Below are 17198 nucleotides of genomic sequence, written 5' to 3'. Positions count from 1 at the left end.
TGCACTGCATATTGACCCCGCGCAAATTCAGCCCGATCGCGCTACTGTTGTCGGGTGCAAACAATGGAAAAAACGGCGCGTGTTGTCGCAAGTCCCTGCATCGGAGTGTGCACGCTGGATCCGCACCGGCAATGCACCGGCTGCGGGCGGCATATCGATGAGATCGCGCGGTGGTCGTCGATGAGCAACGAGGAACGCAGCCGCATCCTGCATCGCGTGCAACCTCTGCGTGAACAGCTGCAGCAATCACTGCGCGGCTCGCTGGCTGATCACGAGCGCCTGATGCGCGCGCTGCATCCACTGGCCGAGCCGCCGGCCGGCGACGGCTGGAACCGCAGCGAACTGAGTGACCTGCTGCCGCCCGGGCCCCCGGTGGAAGCCGCCGTGCTGGCCGGCATCGTGCCGCGCGCCAACGGCGCACAGGTCATTCTCACCCGTCGCACCGAAACCCTGCGCACCCATGGTGGCCAGGTCGGTTTCCCCGGTGGCCGCACCGAACCCGATGACCGCGATGCACTGGCGGCCGCGCTGCGCGAGAGCCAGGAAGAAATCGCACTGGCGCCGGGCCAGGTGCAGGCGCTGGGTTATCTCGATCCCTTTGTGACAATCACCGGCTACCGCGTCACGCCGGTGGTGGCCGTGGTCGATCCGGATTTCGTGCCGGTGCCACAGCCCAGTGAAGTGGCCGAAGTGTTTGAAGTGCCGCTCGATTACCTGATGGCAGCCGACAACCTGCACCAGGTCGAAATCAATCATCGCGGCCGCGTCCGCCACGTCCTCGAATATGGCTGGCCCGGCCAGCGCATCTGGGGCGCCACCGCCGCCATCCTCTACAACCTGCGTCGCCGCCTGGAGCAAGTGCAATGAAGCCGATCGATCCGCCGTGGACCACCCTGGTCGATGTCGCCACCCTGGCCGCTGCATTGGGCGAGGGCGTTCGCGTGGTCGACGCACGTGCTACTGCCAGTACCGCCGTACGCGTGGTCGATGCACGTTCCTCGCTGGCCGATCCGCAGGCGGATAACGGCCAGTATCTGGCGGGGCATGTTCCGGGCGCGGTGTATGCCGACCTCAATCGGGACCTGTCGGATCTGACCCGCAGCGGCCACGGCCGTCACCCGCTGCCGGACAGCGATGCCTTCGCCGCGAAACTGGGCCAGTGGGGCATCGGTCCCGACACCCAGGTGGTGGTCTACGACGGCAGCGATGGCAGCATGGCCGCCTCGCGCCTGTGGTGGCTGCTGCGCCTGATCGGGCACAGCAAGGTGGCCGTGCTTGATGGTGGCATCGCCGCATGGCAGGGCGCAGGGCATCCCTTGGCGACGGGGCAGGATGAGGTGACCGCGCTGCCGGTTTACCCGGGCCGTTTCGACACCACCCAGATCGCCAATGCCGATGAAATCACTGCACGCTTGAAGCATGCACCCGGTTGGCTGGTCGATGCACGCGCGGGTGAGCGCTTCCGCGGCGAAGTGGAGCCGCTGGACCCAGTCGCCGGCCACGTGCCCGGCGCGGTCAACCGTCCGTTTGCGTTGAACGTCGCCGACGGCCGCCTGCGTGATGCACAGGAACTGCGCGCCGAACTGCAGGGCGTGATCGGCAACCGTGATCCGCAGCAGGTGGTGCTGATGTGCGGCTCCGGCGTGACCGCCTGCCACCTGTTGCTGGCGATGGAAGCGGCCGGTCTGTCCGGCGCACGCATCTACGCCGATTCCTGGAGCGGCTGGGTCAGCGACAGCAGCCGCCCGGTGGCGACCGGCGCCTGAGGCGCGCGGGGTCGGATCCGTTTTCCAACGGAAAACGGCTCTGCCCCCCCTCGTGCCCGATTCGCATGCAAAGAGCAGTCGAGCGTGGCTCGACTCTACAAAGCACCCTCCGATCGATTCGATCCCGTGCCGACCAACGGTCGGCACCCACCAACAGCAGCCGGAATCTGTCGAAGGCGGGGTGGGTCCGGTTGCGGGGGCGTGAGCCGCATGGGCCCGAGGCATGCCTCGGGCGGGTTGGGCAGGACGCCCAACCCCGGTCTTGCCGTGTGCGCAGGACAGCGCACACGAGCAAGCCGCGGCCAAGCCTCCATGGACGGATTCACGGCGTCCCCCGCGAACCCACCCCGTCCGGCCAAGCGCGATAGATCCAGCCGACGCACCAGCCACGAGGGTCTCCGCCGTTGGCCGTATCCGCGCCGAAGGCGCGATAATGACCGGATGGAAACCGTCCGCATCGCCACCCGCAAGAGCCCGCTCGCCCTCTGGCAGAGCGAACACGTCGCCGATCGCCTGCGCCAGGCCCACCCCGGCCTGCATGTGGAACTGGTGCCGATGAGCACCCGCGGTGACGAGGTGCTGGACCGCTCGCTGGCCGCCATCGGTGGCAAGGGCCTGTTCCTGAAGGAACTGGAGCTGGCCATGCTGCGTGGCGAGGCCGACTGCGCCGTGCATTCGCTGAAGGATGTGCCGATGGAACTGGATGAACCCTTCGCGCTGCCGGCGATGCTGACCCGCCACGATCCGGCCGATGGTTTCGTCTCCAACCTGTACGCCTCGCTGGATGCGCTGCCGATCGGCGCGCGGGTTGGCACCTCGTCGCTGCGCCGCCAGGCCCAGCTGCGCGCGCTGCGCCCGGACCTGGAACTGCTGGACCTGCGCGGCAACGTCAACACCCGCCTGGCCAAGCTCGACAACGGTGGCTACGACGCCATCGTGCTGGCCGTGGCCGGCCTGGAGCGTCTGGGCCTGGGCGCGCGCATCGTCGCGCGCCTGCAACCGCCGCAGTGGCTGCCGGCCCCGGCGCAGGGCGCGGTGGCGGTGGAGTGCGACGGTGGCAATGCGCGCCTGATGGCGCTGTTCGCGGGCTTGGATGACGCGGAAACCCGTGCCTGCGTGGAAGCCGAGCGAGCGATGAACCGTGCGTTGCATGGCAGCTGCCACGTGCCGGTGGCGGCGATCGCGCAGTGGCAGGGCACCGACCTGCACCTGCAGGGCCTGGTCGGCAGTGCCAGTGATGGCCGTGCGGTGCGTGCCGAGGCGATCGGCCCGGCCAGTGACCCGGAAGCACTGGGCCAGCGCGTGGCGAAGATGCTGCTGGATGCCGGTGCCGGCGAACTGCTGAACGTCTGAGCCATCGCAGCTAGTGCCGGCCGCTGGCCGGCAACCTCGTGCTCCGATTGAATGCAGTTGCCGGCCAGCGGCCGGCACTACCGAAAGAAGAACGGGCGCCTTCGGCGCCCGTTTCTTATTTGAATTTGTAGACCACGTTCATCGTGGTCAGCGTATCGGTCTTGCGCTTGTCCTCGGCCACGTCACTGTTGTAACGCGCCTGCCAGCCGGCCTTCAGCGCCAGATGTTCGTTCATGCTCACCGAAACACCGAAGTCGTTCTGGCCGAAGGTGTTGTAGGAACCCGACTCGACCAGCAGGGTGTTGACCAGGTCGGTGTTGTCGGTCAGCGAGTACTTCATGTCGAACAGGCCGCGGCCGATCATGCCGGTGCGGGTGCGGTCGTCCTCGGTGCTGTGGGTGCGGCGCACACCGGGGCCGATCTGCGCGTCGAACGAGAAACGCTCGGTGTTCCACAGGCGGGTGCCGTAACCCAGACCGAACGAGCTCTGGCGGTCGTAGGTGGCGAAGTCATCGCGCTCGGTACGCACCGTGGCCGTCAGCTGGCGGTGCTCGCCCAGCTGCAGCGCGCTGCCGGCACTGCCGGTGTAACGGTTGGCGGTGGTGTTGTTGCGGCGGCTGGTGGAGCCGTCGTCGCGGGTCTCGATCACCTTGGAGCTGGAACGCAGGCCAGCCAGGTCCATGCTGTGAACCCAGTCGCCATCGGTGTAGCGCAGGCGCAGGCGGCCGTTGAAGCTCTCGGTGCTGCTGTTGCCGCGTGCCGAAGCGAAACCGAGCTCGCCGCCACTGCCGCTCCACGGCGAGGACATCGCCGCCAGTTCGGAGGCATCCTGCGCATACGCGAGCGGTGCGCACAGCAGCAGGGGGATCAGCAGGGACACGCGCAGGGACATCGGGGCTTCTCCGAAGCGGTTGACAGCCGGTGATGATACTGGAAGCGTGATGGCGGTCCGAATCGATCCAAACGGTTTCTTCAGCAGACGTTGCCGCGATCGCCTATTCAGGGCAGATCGACGTGCAATGCCGGGTCGTTGAAGCGCGAATAGCGCAGGCGCAGCTGGAAGCTGCGGCCATTGCTGCTGCCGCTGCGTACGATCTGCCGCGGCAGGCCCTGCGCGTCCACCCAGTACTCCAGGCGTTCGCCGGGCTGCGCACCGCGCAGGCGGTAGTGACGCGTCTCGACCCCGTCCAGCGACTGGCTGCCCAGGTCTTCGGCCTGCAGATCGGCGGGCAGGGCATCGGCCGGCAGCGGGTTGCGCCATTGCTCGAGCAGGCCCGGCGGGGTCGGCACCTGCCGGATCGCGTCGTCGGCCTGCAGGAACATGGTGTCGCCGATGATCGTCTGCGGACCGGCCGGGGTCTGCACCCGGAAGCGGTCGGGGGCGACGAAGTCCATGGCGCTGCGCACCGGCTGCGGCGCGCCCAGCACCTCCAGTTCGGCGTGGAAGCTGCGCAGGGCCGAGAAGCGCTGGCTGGCGCCCAGCACCGCCTGCGCCGGATCCGCCGCAGGCACGGGCACTTCGGTGCTGGCCGGCGCGGGCGCGCGATCACAGGCGGCCAGCAGCAGGCAGGCCAGCAGGGACAGGGCAGGCAACCGGCGCATCGGGTGTTCCAGAGGGGTGGGGGCGACCACGATAGCCCAAACGTCCCACACAAGACCCGCGACTCGGACATAATCGGGGGTATGGACCGATACGAACGCATCACCGCCCTGCATCGTCTGCTCAAGTCCGCACGCTATCCGGTGACGGTGGCGACCCTGCAGGACAAGCTCGGTTGCTCCCGTGCCACCGTCTACCGCGATCTGGCCTTCCTGCGCGATGCGCTGATGGCACCGATCGAGGGCGACGGCGAAGCCGGCTTCCGTTACCAGGCCGACGAGAGCGACCGCTTCGAGCTGCCCGGCCTGTGGCTGAGCTCGGAGGAGCTGCATGCCCTGCTGGCCTCGCAGCACCTGCTGGCGCGGACCGGAGGCGGCGTGCTGTCCTCGGTGCTGGCACCGCTGCAGCAGCGCATCGAGAGCCTCCTGGCGGCCCAGGCTGGCGTTTCCAGCTGGCCGGTGGACCGGGTGCGGGTTATTCCGCACCGTGGCCGCAAGTTCGATGAAGGCAGCTTCCGCAGCGTGGCTTCGGCGGTGCTGGAGCGCCGCCAGCTGGCGTTCGAGTACCGCGCCCGTTCCACCGACGAGCCGACCAAGCGCACCGTTTCGCCGCAGCGCCTGACCCACTATCGCGACAACTGGTACCTGGATGCCTGGGACCATGACCGCGAGGCGCTGCGCAGCTTTGCCGTGGATCGCATCCACAAGGCGCGGGTGATCGACAGCACCGCCCGCGACGTGGCCGACAGCGAGCTGGACGAGCAGCTCGGGGCCAGCTACGGCATTTTCTCCGGTGCGCCGAAGGGCTGGGCGACCATCCTGTTCAGCGCCAAGGCCGCGCGCTGGGTGGCCGACGAGCACTGGCATTCCAAGCAGCAGGGCCGCTTCCTGGCCGATGGCCGCTATGAACTGAAGGTGCCGTACAGCGTCTCGCGCGAGCTGCTGATGGACGTGCTGCACTACGGCTCGGATGCCGAGATCGTCGAACCGGTGATGCTGCGCGAGCAGGCCAAGGCACTGCTTGAGCTCGCCCTGAGCAACTACGACAACTCCTGACACTCCCCCCGAGAACCCTTCCGCCCATGAAGAAGACCCTGTTGCTGCCCCTGCTCGCCGCTGCGCTGGCCCTGACCGCCTGCGGCAAGTCCGGCGAGCCCTCGCAGAAGCTGGTGGTGGCCGCCACGGCCGTGCCGCATGCCGAGATCCTTGAAGTGGTCAAGCCCATCCTCAAGCAGGAAGGCGTGGACCTGGACGTGCGCGTGTTCAACGACTACGTGCAGCCCAACGACCAGCTGGTGCAGAAGCAGGTGGACGCCAACTACTTCCAGACCGAGCCGTATCTGGATGCCTACAACCGCGATCGCAAGACCGATCTGGTGAAGGTGATCGGCGTGCACATCGAGCCGTTCGGTGCGTATTCGCGCAAGATCAAGTCACTGGCCGAGCTGCGCGAAGGTGCCGACGTGGTGATCCCGAACGACCCGAGCAACAACAGCCGTGCACTGATCCTGCTGCACAAGGCCGGTGTGATCGAGCTGAAGGATCCGACCAACGCGCTGTCGACCCAGCGTGACATCAGCGCCAATCCGAAGAACCTGAAGTTCCGCGAGCTGGACTCGGCGATGCTGCCGCGCGTGCTGGACCAGGTCGACCTGGCGCTGATCAACACCAACTACGCACTGGACGCTGGCCTCAACCCGACCAAGGATGCACTGGCGATCGAGAGCAAGGACTCGCCGTACGTGAACTTCCTGGTCGCACGCCCGGACAACAAGGACGACGCCCGCGTGCAGAAGCTGGCCAAGGCCCTGACCAGCCCGCAGGTGAAGGCCTTCATCGAGACCAAGTACAAGGGCGCGGTGCTGCCGGCGTTCTGACGGCCGCTGGCCATGTGGTAGTGCCGGCCGCTGGCCGGCAATCTCCAGGCGCCCCCAAACATCATAGGGTTGCCGGCCAGCGGCCGGCACTACCGTCAGTCGACGTGGAAGGCGAGGGTGGCCGCCACGGCCTGCTGCCATCCCGCATACAGCTTCTCGCGCCGCGCCACCTCCATCTGTGGCTCGAAGCGCCGGTCCAGGCCCCATTGCGTGGCGATCTGTTCGCGGCTGGTCCAGAACCCCACCGCCAGGCCGGCCAGGTAGGCCGCACCCAGTGCGGTGGTCTCGGTCAGCCGCGGCCGCAGCAGCGGCACGCCAAGGATGTCGGCCTGGAATCCGGCCAGGAAGTCGTTGCCGATCGCACCGCCATCGGCGCGCAGCTCGGTCAGCGCGATACCGGCATCGGACTGCATCGCATCGAGCACGTCGCGGGTCTGGTAGGCCATCGACTCCAGCGCGGCACGCACGAAGTGCGCTTTGCGGGTGCCACGGGTCAGGCCGAACATCGCGCCGCGCACATCACTTCGCCAATAGGGCGCACCGAGGCCGACAAATGCTGGTACCAGGTAAGCACCGCCGCTGTCGGGCACCTGCGCGGCCAGCGCCTGGCTGTCGCTGGCGCGTTCGATCATGCGCAACCCATCGCGCAGCCACTGCACCACCGAGCCGGCAATGAAGATCGAGCCTTCCAGCGCATATTCCACGCGCCCGTCCAGGCCCCAGGCGATGGTGGTCAGCAGTCCATTGCGCGAACGCACCGCCTGCGCGCCGGTGTGCATCAGCATGAAGCAGCCGGTGCCATAGGTGTTCTTGACCATGCCCGGCTGGAAGCAGGCCTGGCCGAACAGCGCCGCCTGCTGGTCACCGGCGATGCCGGCGATCGGAATCGGGTGATCGAAGAAGAACTGCGGCCGGGTATGCGCGTACACCGCGCTGGAATCGCGCACCTGCGGCAGCATCGCGCGCGGGATGTCCAGCAGCGCCAGCAGGTCGTCATCCCAGTCCAGCGTGTGGATGTTGAACAGCAGCGTGCGCGCCGCGTTGCTGTAGTCGGTCACATGCGCCTGGCCACCACTGAGGTTCCAGACCAGCCAGCTGTCGATGGTGCCGAACAGCAGCTCGCCGCGCTCGGCACGCTGCTGCGCGCCCTCCACGTGGTCGAGGATCCAGCGCACCTTGGTGGCGGAGAAATAGGCATCGATCAGCAGGCCGGTGCGCTCGCGGATCAGCGCCTCATGCCCTTCGGACTTCAGCCGCTCGCAGATGGCGTGGCTCTGCCGCGACTGCCAGACGATGGCGTTGTGGATCGGCTGTCCGGTGGCACGGTCCCAGACCACGGTGGTTTCGCGCTGGTTGGTGATGCCCAGTGCGGCGATGTGGCGCGGGTCGATCTGCCCGCGGCTGAGCAGTTCGGTCAGCGTGGCATAGACGCTGGTGAGAATCTCGCGCGGGTCATGCTCGACCCAACCCGGCTGCGGGAAGATCTGCGCGAATTCGCGCTGCGCGCTGCCGACGATGTCGCCGGTGCGGTCGAAAAGGATCGCGCGCGAACTGGTGGTGCCCTGGTCGATGGCCAGCACGTAGCGGGGCGTCATGCAGCGTCTCCGGTAGCGATGGTGTTGGTAGAGTCGAGCCTGCTCGACTGCTTTTCATGTCAGTCGAGCAAGCTCGACTCTACCGTCTATCGATCCACGCCTGCAGCCGCGCCACCTGCGCAGCATCCAGCCGCAACCCCAGCTTGCTCCGCCGCCACAGCACGTCCTCGGCGTCCCAGGCCCATTCGTGGTCGCGCAGGAAAGCCACTTCCCGCGCATGCAGGCCGCCGCCGAAGTCCTCTCCAAGATCGTCCATGCCCCGTGCACCCTGCAGAAGGGCGGCGCTGCGGCTGCCGTAGGCTTCGGCCCAACGCCGTGCGATCTCCACGGGCAACCACGGTGCCAGCGCCTGCAGGCGGGAGCGCGCCTGTGTGGCGTCACCCCAGTCGCTGCCCGGCAGCGGGTCTCCGCCTGCCGTCCAGGCCGGTCCCATCTGTGGCAGGGCAGGGCGCAGCAGGTTCAGCGCTTCCTCGGCCAGCACCCGGTAGGTGGTCAGCTTGCCGCCCAGCACATGCAGCGCCGGCGCCGGGTTGGACTGCAGCTGAAGGCGGTAGTCGCGGCTCAGCGTTGCCGCACGCGGGTCCGGGTCGGCCAGCAGGGGACGTACACCGGCGAACTGCCAGACCACGTCTTCCGGAGTGATCGGCTCACGCAGATAGCGGCTGGCGGCCGCGCACAGATAGCTCACCTCGGAAGGCAGCACGCTGCAGCGCGCCGGGTCACCGCGGTAGTCGGTGTCTGTGGTGCCAATCAGCAGATGATCGTGGGTGAACGGCAGCAGGAACACCACGCGGCCATCGGGCTGCTGCAGCAGGCAGGCACTGTCATCGGGCCAGGGGCGGCGCAGCACGATGTGGCTGCCCTGTACCAGCCGCAGCGCGGGGCCGCCGCTGCGGGCCTCCATCTGCTCCAGCAGGCCACCGGCCCATGGGCCAGCCGCATTGGCGACGGCGCGCGCGGTCACATGCTGCTGGCCATCGGCGGATTCCAGTACGGCCTGCCAACGGCCCTGCACAGGGCGCAGTTCGATGCAGCGGCTGCGCACATGTACCTGTGCGCCACGCCAGGCAGCATCCAGGGCATTGAGCAGTACCAGACGCGCGTCATCGACCTGCGCGTCGGCGTAGCTGAAGGCCTGCCGCAGATCCGGGGAGAGCCAGGGGCCGAGCGGATCATGCTGAAGGTCCAGGGCGCGCGAGGCTGGAAATGCCGGGCTGCGTGGGCCCAGGTGGTCGTACAGCCACAGTCCCACGCGCAGCATCCAGCGTGGGCGCAGGTGCGGTTCCCACGGCAGCACGAAACGCAGCGGGCGGACCAGATAGGGTGCCTGCCGGCGTACCACCTCGCGTTCGCCCAAGGCCTTGCGTACCAGACCGAACTCGCACTGTTCCAGGTAGCGCAGGCCACCGTGGATCAGCTTGCTGCTGGCGCTGGAGGTATGCGCAGCGAGGTCGTGCTGCTCGCACAGCAGCACGCGCAGGCCGCGGCCGCTGGCATCACGGGCGATGCCGGCACCGTTGATACCGCCACCGATCACCAGCAGGTCGACGTCGTGCATCGCGCCTCCGCATCCTGTGTATAGAGTCGACTGTCAGTCGACTGCCTTTCGTAGAGTCGAGCATGGCTCGACTCTACGAAAGGCAGTCGAGCAAGCTCGACTCTACAGAACGCGGGTGACGGAAACGACGACGGGCCCCGAAGGGCCCGTCGCGTTACATCAGTGAAGCAGGTGCAGCCTGGATCAGAAGCGGGCGCCAATGCCGAAGCCGACGGTCCACGGATCCATCTTGGCTTCGCCGATCTTCTCGCCGCCAACCTTCACGTCCGGGCGGGCGCGCATGTAGCGGGCGTCAGCACGGGCGAACCAGGTGGAGTTGATGTTCATGTCCACGCCGACGGTGCCGATCACGCCCTTGGCATCCTTGAAGCGGATGTCGGTGTCAGCGCCGTTGCCCAGCTTCTCGTTGCTGAAGCTCGACTGGTAGTAGCCCACGCCCACGAACGGACGGAACACGTTGTCAGCCTGGCCGAAGTGGTACTGGCCGCTCAGCGCGATCGGCTGCTGCTCGACCGAGCCCAGGCGGGCGTTGTTCGGGCCCTTGAACTTGTTGTCGAACTTGTCGGCAGCGCCCCACAGTTCAACGGCCCAGTTGTCGTTGATGTAGTAGCTGAAGCTGACGGTCGGCGCCGGGCCACCATCGGTCTTCTTGACGCCGGTGATCGGATCGTTCTTCGGTTCCAGCAGCGAGATGCCGCCAACAACGGCAAAATGCTTGCCCGAAGCGGTGTCGGTGCTGCTGCTGTCCTGGGCGAAAGCGGCCGGCGCGAAGGCGGCGGAGGTCAGCAGGGCGAGACTCAGGATACGGATGGAGCGCATGGGGGTATCTCCTAATGTTTCTTGTTTTGGGCCCCCGGTTGCGGGGCGAGCACACCGTAGTCGCCCCAACATGAATCGAATCCGACGCACGTTAAGAAATAGTTTCCCTTGTTCAGCGACTGGAGCGAAAAGCCTGTTTTCATGGGCTTTTCGGCCTTCGGCGACATTCATGCAGTTGGAGAAGATGTGAGCGCAGCAACGGTGTGCATCGGCCTGCAAGCGCAGGTGAACATGGAGTGCAGGGTGCTGCTGCTGGGTTCGATGCCCGGCGTTGCGTCATTGCAGGAGCAGCGCTACTACGCGCATCCGCGCAATCGCTTCTGGCCTGTGCTGGCCGATATCTGTGGCTTCGATGTGGCCCTGGCGTACCCGCAACGGCTGCGCGCACTGCAGGCAGCCGGTGTGGGGCTGTGGGATGTGATCGGTCAGTGCGAGCGGCGTGGCAGCCTGGATGCCGACATCGTGCGTGGCACGGAAGTACCCAATGCGCTGCCGGCATTGATCGCATCGCTTCCTGAGCTGGAGCTGATCGGCTGCAACGGTGCGGCATCGCTGAAGGCATTCCAGCGTTGGGTGCTGCCCGGCCTGGAGGCGCCGCCAAGGCTGCTGGCGCTGCCGTCCACCAGCCCGGCCAACGCGGCCTGGTCGCTGCCGCGGCTGCGCCAGGCCTGGCAGCCGGTAGCCGACGCACTGGCGACATGAAGCGGACATCGTCCGGACAATACGCTACCGACTGGTCGCGGCCGCAACCCATGAGCAACAGCGTGTCCCGGCTGCGTGAGTACTGAAAACACCTGTAACGGTTGGCGCTGGCCCCCGCTGGCCGCACAATAGACGTTTCCCTACACCAGATTGCCGGAGTTATCCCCATGGCCGAAATCAAGGAAGCACTTGTCCCCGATATCGGTGACTACAGCGATATCCCGGTAATCGAGGTGCTTGTCGCCGTCGGCGACACGGTCAAGAAGGACCAGGGCCTGGTGACGCTGGAAAGCGACAAGGCGACCATGGAAGTGCCGTCGGCCGTCGCCGGCGTGGTCAAGGAGATCAAGGTCAAGGTCGGTGACACCCTGTCCGAGGGCAAGGTCGTGGCGCTGATCGAAGTGGCTGAAGGCGAGGCGGCCAAACCGGCCGCTGCCGCCCCGGCACCGGCCAAGGCCGCAGCGCCGGCCGCTGCCACCCAGAGCACGCCGGCCCCGGCCGCAGCTGCGCCGGCCGCTCCGGCTGCCAGCGGTGGTGCGGTTGAAGCGCTGGTGCCGGATATCGGCGACTATTCCGGCATTCCGGTCATCGAAGTGCTGGTCGCCGTCGGCGACACGGTCAAGAAGGACCAGGGCCTGGTCACGCTGGAAAGCGACAAGGCCACCATGGAAGTGCCGTCGTCGGTGGCTGGCGTGGTCAAGGAACTGAAGGTCAAGGTCGGCGACACTCTGTCGCAGGGCAATGTGGTCGCCATCATCGAGGCCGAGGGCGCTGCCGCGCCGGCGCCGACCAAGGCAGCCGCTGCTGCCGCTCCGGCTGCCGCCGAGACCGCCACCAAGGTCGAGCCGGTCGCTGTGCCGGCGCAGCCGGACAAGCTGGCGGCCCGCGAGGTCGCCTCGGCCGGTACCCCGTCCAGCCCGCCGGTGCAGTTCAACGCCGATGGCGTGCTGCCGGCCAAGGTGCCGTATGCCACCCCGGCGGTGCGTGTGTTCGCCCGCGAACTGGGTGTGGACCTGCTGCAGATCAACGGCACCGAGAAGGGTGGCCGCATCACCAAGGGTGACGTGCAGAAGTTCGTCAAGGCCGCACTCAGCGGCGGCGTGCCGGCTGCCGGCGGTGCTGCTGTCGCTGCCGGTGGTGGCCTGAACCTGCTGCCGTGGCCGAAGGTCGACTTCAGCAAGTTCGGCGAGACCGAAGTCCAGCCGCTGTCGCGCATCAAGAAGATCTCGGGTGCGAACCTGGCCCGCAACTGGGCCATGATCCCGCACGTCACCCAGTTCGAACAGGCCGACATTACCGACCTGGAAGGCCTGCGCGTGGCGCTGAACAAGGAAAACGAGAAGGCCGGCATCAAGCTGACCATGCTCGCCTTCCTGATCAAGGCCAGCGCCGCGGCGCTGAAGAAGTTCCCGGAGTTCAACGCCTCGCTCGATGCCAGCGGTGAAAACCTGACCCTGAAGAAGTACTTCCACATCGGCTTTGCCGCCGACACGCCGAACGGCCTGGTCGTGCCGGTCATCCGCGACGTGGACAAGAAGGGCGTGGTGCAGATCGCGCAGGAAACCGGCGAACTGGCCAAGAAGGCGCGCGACGGCAAGCTCGGCCCGGCCGACATGAGTGGCGGCTGCTTCTCGATCAGCTCGCTGGGCGGCATCGGCGGCACCGCGTTCACTCCGATCGTCAATGCACCGGAAGTGGCCATCCTCGGCGTCTCCAAGTCGTCCATCCAGCCGGTCTGGAACGGCAAGGAATTCGCACCGAAGCTGATGCTGCCGCTGTCGCTGAGCTACGACCACCGCGTCATCGATGGCGCCCTGGCCGCACGCTTCACCACGTACCTGTCGCAGGTACTGGCCGACATGCGCCGCGTGCTGCTGTAAGGCACCGCTTCGCCCCCACCGTGCGGCCGCCGCCCCTGGCGCGGCCGCGTGAACAGATGCAGTGACAGCCCGCCGGTACCGCCGCGCGGGCACGAGGAAAACCCACCATGGCCACGATTGAAGTCAAGGTTCCCGACATCGGCGATTACAGCGATGTGCCGGTGATCGAAGTGTTGGTCGCCGTCGGCGACACGGTGAAGAAGGATCAGGGTCTGGTGACCCTGGAGTCGGACAAGGCCACCCTGGAAGTGCCGTCCTCGGCTGCCGGCGTGGTCAAGGAAATCAAGGTCAAGCTCGGCGACACCCTGTCCGAAGGCGCCGTGGTCGTGGTGCTGGACGCCGAAGGTGCCGCCGAAGCCCCGGCCAAGGCGGCCGCGCCGGCCCCGGCAGCGGCCGCTCCGGCCAGCAAGCCGCCGGTGACCCCGTCGCACCGCGCCCCGGCTGAGCCGGCGGCGCCGAAGCCGGCGCTGTCCAGCGGCAAGCCGGCCGACATCGAATGCGAAATGGTCGTGCTGGGCTCCGGCCCGGGCGGCTACACCGCCGCTTTCCGCGCTGCCGACGTCGGCCTGGATACGGTGCTGGTCGAGCGCTATGCCAGCCTCGGCGGCGTCTGCCTCAACGTGGGCTGCATTCCGTCCAAGGCGCTGCTGCACGCTGCAGCGGTCATCGACGAAGTGGCCCACGCCGGTGATTTCGGCGTCGAGTTCGGCAAGCCGACCATTACCCTGGACAAGCTGCGCGAGTACAAGGAAAAGGTCGTCAACCAGCTGACCAAGGGCCTGGCCGGCATGGCCAAGCAGCGCAAGGTCCGCAGCGTGCAGGGCGTCGGCAAGTTTGTCTCGGCCAACGAACTGGAAATCACCGCGGCTGACGGCAGCACCCAGCTGCTGCGCTTCCAGAAGTGCATCATCGCCGCCGGTTCGCAGGCGGTGAAGCTGCCGAACTTCCCGTGGGACGACAAGCGCGTGATGGACTCCACCGACGCGCTGGAGCTGGCCGAAGTGCCGGGCTCGCTGCTGGTCGTCGGCGGCGGCATTATCGGCCTGGAAATGGCCACCGTGTACAGCGCGCTGGGCAGCAAGGTCACCGTGGTCGAGTTCATGGACCAGCTGATGCCGGGCGCCGACAAGGACCTGGTCAAGCCGCTGGCCGACCGCCTGAAGAAGCAGGGCATCGAAGTCCACCTGAAGACCAAGGCTTCGGGCGTCAGCGCCGATGCCAAGGGCATCACCGTGACCTTCGACGCCGCCGAGGAAGGCCAGGCGCCTGCGCTGGCGCAGGGCACCTTCGACCGCGTGCTGGTGGCTGTTGGCCGCTCGCCGAACGGCAAGAAGATCGATGCCGAGAAGGCCGGCGTGCAGGTCACCGACCGCGGCTTCATTCCGGTCGACCGCCAGATGCGCACCAACGTGCCGCACATCTTTGCCATCGGCGACATCGTCGGCAACCCGATGCTGGCCCACAAGGCCACGCACGAGGGCAAGCTGGCCGCCGAAGTGGCTGCCGGCCACAAGAAGGAATGGGTGGCCCGCGTGATCCCGTCGGTGGCCTATACCAACCCGGAAATCGCCTGGGTCGGCGTGACCGAGACCGAAGCCAAGGCCAAGGGCCTGAAGGTCGGCGTGGCCAAGTTCCCGTGGGCCGCCAGTGGCCGCGCGATCGGCATCGGTCGCACCGAGGGCTTCACCAAGCTGATCTTCGACGAAGAGACCCATCGCATCATCGGTGGTGCCATCGTCGGCGTGCACGCCGGTGACCTGCTGGCCGAGATCGGCCTGGCCATCGAGATGGGTGCGGAAGCCGAGGACATCGGCCACACCATCCACGCTCACCCGACGCTGAGCGAATCGGTGGCGATGGCCTCGGAAATCTACGACGGCACGATCACCGATCTGTACATGCCGAAGAAGAAGTAAGGCGCCCGCGCCTTCGCGAACGAGAAGCCCCGGCATCTGCTGGGGTTTTTTGTTTCTCCGCTCCGGATTTTTGCGAGCGGTGGGGCCGCTGCGCGGGTGGCAGGCGTTTGGACAAATGTCCCCCGTCGTCCGCCTGCGGCGGTCGCCTCCTCCTTTACTTTGTCCAAACGCCTGCCACCCGCGCAGCGGCTCGGCTTGCGGGGACAGTCGAGAGCCACCGCCTAGGCCGCCTGGACGCCTGACACGCGGAGGGAGAGGGGGCTGGGTGCGAAGTAAAGGAGGAGGCGTCGGCCGCAGGCCAGCGCCGGGGGACATTCGCACCCAGCCCCCTCTCCCTCAAGCGCTCGACCCAGCTGCTCTTGCTCCTGCACGCAGGGAAAAAAAGTACAAAAAAGCGCGGCCCCGATGTTCCGGAGGCCGCGCCAAGAGAGCAGTGTGCCGTGGAAGGGGCGGGGGATCAGAACACGAAGCTGACGCCGGCCACCGGGCCCTTGAATTCCTGCTTCAGGCCGATGGTGCCGTCGCTGCCCTTCTTGTCCGCGTCGAGCTTGAACCAGTCGTAGCCAGCGAACACACCGAAGTTCTTCGTGAACCGGTAATCCACGATGGCGTTGGCGCGGCTCAGGTCGCCCTTGTAGTCATCGAAGCTGCCCCAGCGCGTGTTGAGGTACTGGCCCTGCAGCGTGATCATCCACTTTTCCGACGGGGTGAAGCTCAGGCGCGCACCGACCACCGGCGCCACGCCGTCCGTCTTCTCATTGAGGAACTGGCCTTCGTAGACGGTACCCAGATCGGCGTAGGCCTTGGTGCTGACCTTGGCGTACTCGGCACCCAGCTGCAGGCCGAGGTCGAAGGTATCGGTGTCCACCACCGAGTAGTCATAGACCAGGCTGGCGACCTGGTACTTCAGTTCGCCCTTGACGAAGCTGCCGGACGGCACGTTGACGTCGCCGAAGGAGATGTCCTGGCCGAGGGTCTCGCGGCGGTCCTTGTCGTACTTGAAGTAGTTGAACAGCAGGCGCTGGCGGTTGCTGATGCGGAACATGCCGTCGATGCGCGGCTCCCATTCCTTGCCACCCAGCTTGAAGTCCTCGGAGAAGCCGATGTCCTGGCCGGCGACGTTGGTCTTGCCGCGAAGGGTGTTGTCCGAGTCGATGTTCATCGCACCCAGGCGCAGGGCGAAGCGGTCATCGCCTTCAGCGGCGTGGGCGGCTGTGGCGAACGAAGCGCCGGCGGCGAGCAGGGAAAGGGCGAGCAGGGTGGGTACGGGGCGCATCGAAGAGTCCTTGCAGTGGTTCATCAGAATGAAGACCACTGTGCCGGACGGCGCCGTCCACCATCCGTGAACGTATGGTCCACGGCATGTGCACGGTTCAGCGCTGTCGCGACGATGCAAAAAAGATGGCCCCGGAGCGGGGCTTCGGGGCCATCGTGGGACCTGCGGGGCGAAGCGTCGACGAGGTTGCTGCAGGCAGGTCGAAAGATCGGACCGGCACGCTGCGGCGAAAGTTCCGTGGCCTGCGACCAAAGTTCAATACTGCGCCGCAACATCGCGCGGACGTCATTGTCCCCCGGGTGGCACGCAAAAATGTAAGCGCTACCGCAACTTGCGGCTTCCCGGGATGAACAGGCAGCGGTTGTCTCGCAAATTGTCCCATTGCTATAATTTGGCGGCTCGATGAGGCCCCCCTTGCTGTAGCCGCCTCAGCCTTCCACTTGCAACCACGCGGGACGTCCTGTGCTGAACTCCGTTGATACGGGTCGGCGACTGATGCTGCGCGCCGCGGTCTACCCGCTGGCCGCAGTGGCTGTCCTGGCCCTGGCCTTCCTGCTGGTTGGTCCGAAGTATGCCCTCGGCGCGCTGGCGTCCGGTGTGGCCATTTCGGCCGGTGGCTGGGTGGCGGCACGGATGGCACTGGGCGGTGGGGCACTGGCCGCAGGTTCGGCGATGGCTCGCCTGATCATTGCGATCGTGGCCAAGTGGGTGGTGGTTTTCGGCGTCCTGCTGGTGGGGTTCCTGGTCTTCAAGCTGCCTGCATTGGCGCTGTTGGCCGGTATCGCCGTCGGCTTGATGTTCCAGGTCCTGGCGATGGCCAGGCGTTGACAGAATTCAATTAACTGAAGGTTCCGGAC

The 17198-nt window shown here is 66.8% G+C and carries 15 protein-coding genes; 9 read left to right on the top strand and 6 right to left on the bottom strand.

Annotated elements, in window-relative coordinates; genetic code table 11:
• The first annotated feature begins 63 nt into the window (after window positions 1-63).
• From R1L06_RS02895 to hemC, 3 genes are all read left to right on the top strand, one after another.
• Window positions 64-867: a CoA pyrophosphatase gene (locus tag R1L06_RS02895; RefSeq protein ID WP_277779355.1), complete on the top strand. Its 804-nt coding sequence runs from the start codon at window positions 64-66 to the stop codon at window positions 865-867.
• Window positions 864-1766: a sulfurtransferase gene (locus tag R1L06_RS02890; protein WP_317216873.1), complete on the top strand. Its 903-nt coding sequence runs from the start codon at window positions 864-866 to the stop codon at window positions 1764-1766. Before R1L06_RS02895 ends, R1L06_RS02890 begins: the two co-directional genes overlap by 4 nt.
• A 441-nt stretch (window positions 1767-2207) precedes the next feature.
• Window positions 2208-3119, top strand: a complete 912-nt coding sequence (gene hemC, locus R1L06_RS02885) for a hydroxymethylbilane synthase (protein ID WP_049421426.1) — start codon at window positions 2208-2210, stop codon at window positions 3117-3119.
• Window positions 3120-3234: 115 nt separating this feature from the next.
• Here hemC and R1L06_RS02880 read toward each other — a convergent pair whose 3' ends face one another.
• A complete protein-coding gene (locus tag R1L06_RS02880) occupies window positions 3235-4011 on the bottom strand; it encodes a DUF481 domain-containing protein (protein WP_010481298.1) in 777 nt (258 codons plus the stop codon).
• 107 nt (window positions 4012-4118) lie between these two features.
• Window positions 4119-4721, bottom strand: a complete 603-nt coding sequence (locus R1L06_RS02875) for a LolA-like protein (RefSeq protein WP_317216872.1) — start codon at window positions 4719-4721, stop codon at window positions 4119-4121.
• 81 nt (window positions 4722-4802) lie between these two features.
• Between R1L06_RS02875 and R1L06_RS02870 the strand changes: the two genes are divergently transcribed.
• Window positions 4803-5774 (top strand): helix-turn-helix transcriptional regulator, encoded by a 972-nt coding sequence (locus tag R1L06_RS02870; RefSeq protein WP_010481302.1) that lies wholly within the window; start codon window positions 4803-4805, stop codon window positions 5772-5774.
• Window positions 5775-5800: 26 nt separating this feature from the next.
• Complete coding sequence (locus R1L06_RS02865; RefSeq protein ID WP_049399178.1) at window positions 5801-6595, top strand: MetQ/NlpA family ABC transporter substrate-binding protein; 795 nt, start codon at window positions 5801-5803, stop codon at window positions 6593-6595.
• A 95-nt stretch (window positions 6596-6690) separates the two neighbouring features.
• Here R1L06_RS02865 and glpK read toward each other — a convergent pair whose 3' ends face one another.
• The 3 genes from glpK to R1L06_RS02850 all read right to left on the bottom strand — a co-directional run bounded on the left by glpK (window position 6691) and on the right by R1L06_RS02850 (window position 10567).
• Window positions 6691-8190 (bottom strand): glycerol kinase GlpK, encoded by a 1500-nt coding sequence (gene glpK, locus R1L06_RS02860; RefSeq protein ID WP_125893384.1) that lies wholly within the window; start codon window positions 8188-8190, stop codon window positions 6691-6693.
• Window positions 8191-8269: 79 nt separating this feature from the next.
• Complete coding sequence (glpD, locus tag R1L06_RS02855; RefSeq protein WP_317216871.1) at window positions 8270-9748, bottom strand: glycerol-3-phosphate dehydrogenase; 1479 nt, start codon at window positions 9746-9748, stop codon at window positions 8270-8272.
• 183 nt (window positions 9749-9931) lie between these two features.
• Complete coding sequence (locus tag R1L06_RS02850) at window positions 9932-10567, bottom strand: OmpW/AlkL family protein (RefSeq protein WP_032129052.1); 636 nt, start codon at window positions 10565-10567, stop codon at window positions 9932-9934.
• A 186-nt stretch (window positions 10568-10753) separates the two neighbouring features.
• Here R1L06_RS02850 and R1L06_RS02845 point away from each other — a divergent pair, with 186 nt between their 5' ends.
• From R1L06_RS02845 to lpdA, 3 genes are all read left to right on the top strand, one after another.
• Window positions 10754-11269, top strand: a complete 516-nt coding sequence (locus tag R1L06_RS02845) for a DNA-deoxyinosine glycosylase (RefSeq protein ID WP_049399259.1) — start codon at window positions 10754-10756, stop codon at window positions 11267-11269.
• A 167-nt stretch (window positions 11270-11436) separates the two neighbouring features.
• Window positions 11437-13149, top strand: a complete 1713-nt coding sequence (gene aceF, locus R1L06_RS02840; protein WP_049399181.1) for a dihydrolipoyllysine-residue acetyltransferase — start codon at window positions 11437-11439, stop codon at window positions 13147-13149.
• Window positions 13150-13256: 107 nt separating this feature from the next.
• Entirely contained in the window at window positions 13257-15065 is a 1809-nt protein-coding gene (gene lpdA / locus R1L06_RS02835) for a dihydrolipoyl dehydrogenase (RefSeq protein ID WP_317216870.1), read from the top strand.
• Window positions 15066-15522: 457 nt separating this feature from the next.
• Here lpdA and R1L06_RS02830 read toward each other — a convergent pair whose 3' ends face one another.
• Window positions 15523-16341 (bottom strand): hypothetical protein, encoded by an 819-nt coding sequence (locus tag R1L06_RS02830; RefSeq protein WP_010481314.1) that lies wholly within the window; start codon window positions 16339-16341, stop codon window positions 15523-15525.
• A gap of 462 nt (window positions 16342-16803) precedes the next feature.
• On the opposite strand from R1L06_RS02830, the gene R1L06_RS02825 reads away from it, so the two are divergent.
• Window positions 16804-17169, top strand: a complete 366-nt coding sequence (locus tag R1L06_RS02825) for a hypothetical protein (protein WP_317216869.1) — start codon at window positions 16804-16806, stop codon at window positions 17167-17169.
• Window positions 17170-17198: the final 29 nt, after the last annotated feature.

This window comes from Stenotrophomonas mexicanensis, from assembly GCF_032911605.1.
Lineage (GTDB): Bacteria > Pseudomonadota > Gammaproteobacteria > Xanthomonadales > Xanthomonadaceae > Stenotrophomonas > Stenotrophomonas maltophilia_A.
This window is presented reverse-complemented; position numbering and strand designations above follow the sequence as displayed.